8 protein-coding genes are annotated in these 5,563 nt (G+C 36.8%); 6 read left to right on the forward strand and 2 right to left on the reverse strand.

Annotated features, from left to right (window positions below; all coding sequences use genetic code 11):
- Positions 1–116: 116 nt before the first annotated feature.
- Positions 117–899, reverse strand: coding sequence for an ATP12 family chaperone protein (locus tag BN338_RS06970; protein ID WP_039760403.1), 783 nt, complete (start codon positions 897–899; stop codon positions 117–119).
- A 250-nt stretch (positions 900–1,149) separates the two neighbouring features.
- Between BN338_RS06970 and BN338_RS06975 the strand changes: the two genes are divergently transcribed.
- From BN338_RS06975 to BN338_RS13160, 6 genes are read left to right on the forward strand one after another with little or no spacing between them, the layout of a single operon-like run.
- Positions 1,150–1,389, forward strand: a complete 240-nt coding sequence (locus BN338_RS06975) for a hypothetical protein (RefSeq protein ID WP_244427620.1) — start codon at positions 1,150–1,152, stop codon at positions 1,387–1,389.
- A 47-nt stretch (positions 1,390–1,436) separates the two neighbouring features.
- Positions 1,437–1,739 (forward strand): EamA family transporter, encoded by a 303-nt coding sequence (locus BN338_RS13140; protein WP_244427626.1) that lies wholly within the window; start codon positions 1,437–1,439, stop codon positions 1,737–1,739.
- Complete coding sequence (locus BN338_RS13145) at positions 1,727–1,951, forward strand: hypothetical protein (protein WP_244427621.1); 225 nt, start codon at positions 1,727–1,729, stop codon at positions 1,949–1,951. Before BN338_RS13140 ends, BN338_RS13145 begins: the two co-directional genes overlap by 13 nt.
- Before the next feature lie 27 nt (positions 1,952–1,978).
- On the forward strand, positions 1,979–2,281 hold the full coding sequence (locus BN338_RS13150) for an EamA family transporter (protein ID WP_244427622.1): 303 nt from the start codon (positions 1,979–1,981) through the stop codon (positions 2,279–2,281).
- Between the two features lie 47 nt (positions 2,282–2,328).
- Positions 2,329–2,913 (forward strand): ATP-grasp domain-containing protein, encoded by a 585-nt coding sequence (locus BN338_RS13155; protein ID WP_244427623.1) that lies wholly within the window; start codon positions 2,329–2,331, stop codon positions 2,911–2,913.
- A gap of 20 nt (positions 2,914–2,933) precedes the next feature.
- Positions 2,934–3,596, forward strand: a complete 663-nt coding sequence (locus tag BN338_RS13160; protein WP_244427624.1) for an ATP-grasp domain-containing protein — start codon at positions 2,934–2,936, stop codon at positions 3,594–3,596.
- A gap of 863 nt (positions 3,597–4,459) precedes the next feature.
- Here BN338_RS13160 and BN338_RS06990 read toward each other — a convergent pair.
- On the reverse strand, positions 4,460–5,563 hold a 1,104-nt coding region (locus BN338_RS06990; RefSeq protein ID WP_039760455.1), incomplete at its 5' end, for an autotransporter outer membrane beta-barrel domain-containing protein.

Below are 5,563 nucleotides of genomic sequence, written 5' to 3' on the forward strand. Positions count from 1 at the left end.
AATGACGAAGCAATCTTAAATATAACCAATGAAGTATTTCCTGGACTTGAAAAAGTAAAAATCAATCCTCAAAAGTCACGAAAATACTGTAATGGGAAGCAGACACACTGAAAAAACTATAAACAAGTTGTGACAATTGTAACAGCAGCATTAAATTCAACTTTTTTATGAGCACGGCGCGCCATTGTCTCTTTATCCATTCCCCATTGTTCCATCATCCAATCTTCATCTAAATGGGCAAGAAACCAAGCATGATCGACATCAATTTTTCCCGCAGCAACCGCAAGAGCAATAAGCGCAGATCCCGTTAAAGTTGTCATCATATGAAGTGCCGCAAGCATATAAGGAGACTCAATGCTACGCAAATAATGACTCACTGCTTGAATGGCTTCTGGTGATTGTTCCACATGCATCAGCCCTTCTGTCAAATAAAACCGTGCTCCTAGTTTTTCTTCTGCCCAATTTAATAAAGGATCCCATTGCTCAGATTGTTTTTTCACCAGCTCTGTAGGGGTTTGTGCGCGATAAAAGATCATATCACAGGCAACGAAACGCAATAAATCTTCAAAAACAACCTGCATATTATCAGCGATACCATCAATAACAGTATTAACCAAGCGCGTCATCGGCATTTTTGCTGGATCAACAACGTGCTTTTGGCTCTCAAACTCCTGAGTAATGAATTCAGCAAACACTTGCGTTGGTACAAGAAAATGACGCCTTGCAGGCGTTTTAACGGGACGTTCATCCAACAAAATCGCAAAACCTCCCTCCTCACAAGCGATCTTCACTTTCTTATAAAACCGCTTGGGGGGTGATTGGCATGAAAGATTTTGAGTCTTCTGAACAGAACTCTTTTTATTCAAGGGTCTATCAAAATGATTCAAAATCTCACGCATATTGTTTACCTATAATCTTTTCAAGAGAACGACTGTTTCTTTAGGTTCTGTGACTTCAATAAGGTTTAATCTGACCTTCTTAACAATTCCAAAGAAGGAAAAAGATCTTACCACTCCAGCTCTTATTTTAAAATATATCCTTATATTGAACAAACAAAACAATAATCTTGTCCATATATTCTAAAAACAGTTGTTAGAATAATTTCTTAAAAGAATTTGTTTTTCTTATATCTTGCTTTTTGAAATATTGATGCATAGCATTGAAACAGATCAAGGTTATATTCAATTTGACTTAGAGCATCTTAAGCAAGTAATATCGCTGGCAATTACAGATATAGAAGCACTTGAAACATTAGATGATGACGCTTATTTGGCAGGCGCTAAAGAATATATCCAAAATAATCTTGGAAAGCCGCAAACTTCACAGTCACGATTTAATTTTTCAACATCATCTTATGCACAGCACATTATTGGGGGATTAAATCATTGAGTTTCTTAAAAGGACGGTTATTCTTATTTACTTTTGCCATTCTCGCATTGTTTTCCATAAGTTGGTTATTATCTAAGAATTTGGTGAGCAATATACCAGTAATGCATGCGGTTGGACTGAGGTTGTTGGCCACTACCGCCACCTTATGGCTGATTGCACTATTTCGTGAGAAAGCTGTTTTCAGATCCCTACCATTACTTTCCATGATACCTCCTTTTTTCATCCTATCAATATTAGGATTCTCGTTATATTTTATATGCAGTTTTGGTGCATTAAAATCGCTCAAAGCCAGTGATTTAACCATGGTTTTAGCCACTATTCCAGGGATTACCTATAATTGGGGATACTGACGAATAACCTGATATTCTCATGGTTCAAGCTTATCGGTATGATCATTGTCAGTGTAGCGGCTATAGCATTCAATATAAACAGTGTAGAGGGGGGATATTACAGCCTTATAGGAATAGCTCTTGCTTTAACAGCAGCGCTTTCTTACTCTGCTTATGGCTTATTATCTAAACGTTATCTTAAAAATTTACCTTTGCTCACCTCACTGGCTTAGATTACGACAATTTCTGCAGTATCATTTATGCCATTATTCATTTTTGATCCTGCTCCACTCTTATATCTTAATTTAGGAGATATATTTAAGATATTAATTTTAGGAACTGTTTGCTCAGCGCCAGTTTACGTTTTGTACCAAAAAGTTTTAGCTGAGGGAGGCGTATTATACGCCAACACTATTGGTGTATTATCTCCTTTTGCAGTCGTTGCATGTGAATGGCTAATTGGCTCGAACACCTCTCTCAATATTATCAAAATAATTGCTATGATGATGGCTGTTATAGGAATGACACTCTTATTTATAGATGCATCAAAGGTATCTGGATAGCAACAGAAACGCCATGCTCAAAATTCCAAGTTTAATGAGGAAACACAATGAAAAAACTCGCGTTAGTTTGCCAACGCAATGCAAAACTACCATTTATATTTGAAGCAGCACAAGCAGCTAATATCGAATTAGTAATGATCTATGATACCGCTGAAAGCGCTCTTACTCAACTCCCCGCAGCAGTAACTTCAACTTGGCAACTTCCTGTTTTTGATAAACCAGAAGAAGCTCTAGAGACTTTTGCAATGGGAGCAAAAGAACGCAATATTGCTGGGGTTATGACCCTTCGCGAAGAAGCCATCCTATGGACAGCTTTAGCTGCAAAAAAAATCAACACTCCAAGTATTGAACCAGAAGTAGCAGCATTAACTAGGAACAAATATCTCATGCGTCAAGCTTTTGCTAAAGCAGGCTTAAGAACACCAAGATTCCTTTATATAGACAATCCAGAAGATCTATCACAAATACAAGCCTTGGATTATCCGCTCGTCATTAAACCCATCTCTGGATGGGCGAGTACAGGCGTAATGTTAGCTAAAAATTCCGACGAACTTCCTGATCTCATTAAAGCCGTATGGAATGTTCAGCATAAAGACATGGCACGTTTTAATGATAAAGATAAACCTATATAGGTTTAGTCGTAGAACAATATTTGCCAGGAAAAGAATTTGTCGTAGAATGCTTTGTTGATACAGCAGGTGTGCATGTTTTAACCGTTGGCGACAAAGGACAACCTGAAGGACCATGGTTTGAGGAAACAATTTATCGTCAACGCTGTGATATAGATGATCCTTTAATTATTGCTTTATGTGAGGTTGCATGTTCAGGCGTTAAAGCTCTTGGTATAAATATGGGAACTGCCCATGTAGAGCTACGCCTAGATGCTCATAATTTACCTTATATCATTGAGATCGGCGCTCGTATAGGTGGATCGGGTGTCTCCCATTTTATTGTAGAACAAGGAACAGGGGTTTCATTTGCAAAACTCTGTATAAAAGCGGCTTTAGCTGAACAAACCCCAGACCTTCCCGATGTACTTCCAGCTAAGAAAGTGGCTGCAAATTACATTATTCCTCTTCATGGTTATGGACGCTTCTGCGGTTTTTCAGGTCTAGAGAAGGTTGCACAGCATCCTCAAACCGCCAGAACTATAATTTTCTTTGAACCTGATCATATTTCACCACCTCCACCAGCATTTGGTGGATATCCTGGTTTTATTTTCTCTGTTCATGCTTCAGATCAAGAAGCGCGCGATTACCATAAATGGCTTGATGATATCTTAAGCATCCGATGGAAACACCATGTTAATCAATAACCCGATAGAAATATTTCTTACTTACTCTTAACTTTGATATAAACCCCATTGATACAAGTGAAATCACAAGGTGATTTTCTACGCAAACACTTTTTTATTAAAGATGCATATTTCAAAAACAAAAGATTGAAAAACTATAACCTATTTTTACAGCGCATTTTAATAGAAACTCTTCAATATTTCTATATTTGAAAAAATGAAGATTTATAATCGGCTTTTTTGACATGAACAACCTCTTCTCTCCACGCCTCAAAAGAGAAAAAAGACCTTACCAACCCCACTCTGATTTAAGAGTTATATTTCATTTTTTTACAAAGAAAATAATGGCTTTATTCATATATTTTCAGCAACAGCTGCTAGAACAGTTTTTTTAAGAATTTAAAAACTGGAGATATTGAATTTGATGATGGCAATTCATCAACAACCTTGCACACTCCCCATCTAAAAGAGAGGCATTTACACACACTCACATATTTTTCAAAGGCGACTTACAGAATATAAAGCGAAGAAGAAAATGACGCTTCACAAAAATATGAAGCTGTGCATTTTAAAGCATCATCCATCTTCGCTTAACAGCAAAATCCCCCAATCACAAATCAATACCCTTTCTTTTCATACTTGATATCCATCCCCTCAAACAATGGCGTTTTACAGCATAATAGGATAACAATGCTACTATTAAAAAAAACTGATGACGAATGCATCTCATATATTTGTAGACAAAACAACACAAACGGATTTAGAGTTTCATTGACAAATTTTCTTTCAAAGCATTTAAGCCTTTATCAATGAGACAAAAAATTTAAAACAACGTGACCCTTTTATATTGATCAAAATACATCGATTATTTTTAAAAAGATTTGTTAAAAATGATAACGCAATCCACCAGAAAAACGCAATCCAGAAAAACCCACCTTGGTTAGCTTATGCTGATAGCTAAGATCACTGTAAAGTGTAACTTTAGAGGAAAATTGCGCATTAATACCCAAACCTGTTTCTAAAGAAGAACCAAAAGCACCTAACTGGAAAACATCATTTAGATGAACAAACTGTTTTTCACCAAAACGATGTGCAAAATGAATATTTCCATTAAAAGAAATGATCCGATCCTTTTCAGATGCCGTAAATATTTTACTTAAAGCCCCTCCAATACGCATCAACCATTGATTGCCTTTTTTCATCTCAACATCAAACCCATCAATATCACGAAACTTATCAAATTGAAGATGTTGATAAATAAGCTGAATCTGCGGATCAAAAATAAGACCTTCATGTCCTGTCATAAACACTTTACCAGCAGACAATAAAACATTCAGAGGATTTGCTTTTAATGTCGCCGTCTTACCCCAAGCATGAGTAAGAACATCTCCTTTCAAAAAACCATAAGATAAAAGACCGTCTGCGTAAAAACCAGTTTTGTGTTCCACACTACCGTATGCCGTGAACGACCATTTATTAAACGGACTCTTTTGACTTTGTTCCACGTTATGAGGTTGTAAAGAAAGCTTTCCATAGGCTCCCATAATCCCAAAAGATACCGTACTATATGCCCTCTCTATCGTGTTGAGTAAAACGTCTGTTTCTATAGCGTTATAATCAAGATTACCATCGTAGCCATATTCAAGTGCAGAAAGATCTGAGACATAACGATAACTCCCACCGTAACTATGAACAGATAAAGCAAAATTTCCTTCTGTTTTTAAGAACTTACGAGAAATAGACCGAACAGCTTGCAACTGCTTTTGTTGATTACTGACATCCATAATCCCTACATGAAACAAAGCATTTTGTAACAGAAGATAGGTCGGAACTTGTGGGACAACTTCCCTAATCTTTAGCTCAGAATGAGGAAAAACAGACATCCCTAAAGCAGGCTGAATATATTTACTTTCAAGACGAAAATCCCAAAAGTCTCCATCTCCTTCAACCAATCTTTGAGAAGTTTGCGCTTGTCCAAGAGAAGAATC

This window comes from Bartonella queenslandensis AUST/NH15 (assembly GCF_000312585.1).
In the GTDB taxonomy this organism is placed as follows: Bacteria; Pseudomonadota; Alphaproteobacteria; order Rhizobiales; family Rhizobiaceae; genus Bartonella; species Bartonella queenslandensis_A.

Bases quoted from the DNA above. Each gene is read 5' to 3' on its own strand.
- BN338_RS13150 (WP_244427622.1), top strand. From the start codon at position 1,979: ATGCCATTATTCATTTTTGATCCTGCTCCACTCTTATATCTTAATTTA.
- BN338_RS13155 (WP_244427623.1), top strand. From the start codon at position 2,329: ATGAAAAAACTCGCGTTAGTTTGCCAACGCAATGCAAAACTACCATTT.
- BN338_RS06970 (WP_039760403.1), bottom strand. From the start codon at position 899: ATGCGTGAGATTTTGAATCATTTTGATAGACCCTTGAATAAAAAGAGT.
- BN338_RS06975 (WP_244427620.1), top strand. From the start codon at position 1,150: ATGCATAGCATTGAAACAGATCAAGGTTATATTCAATTTGACTTAGAG.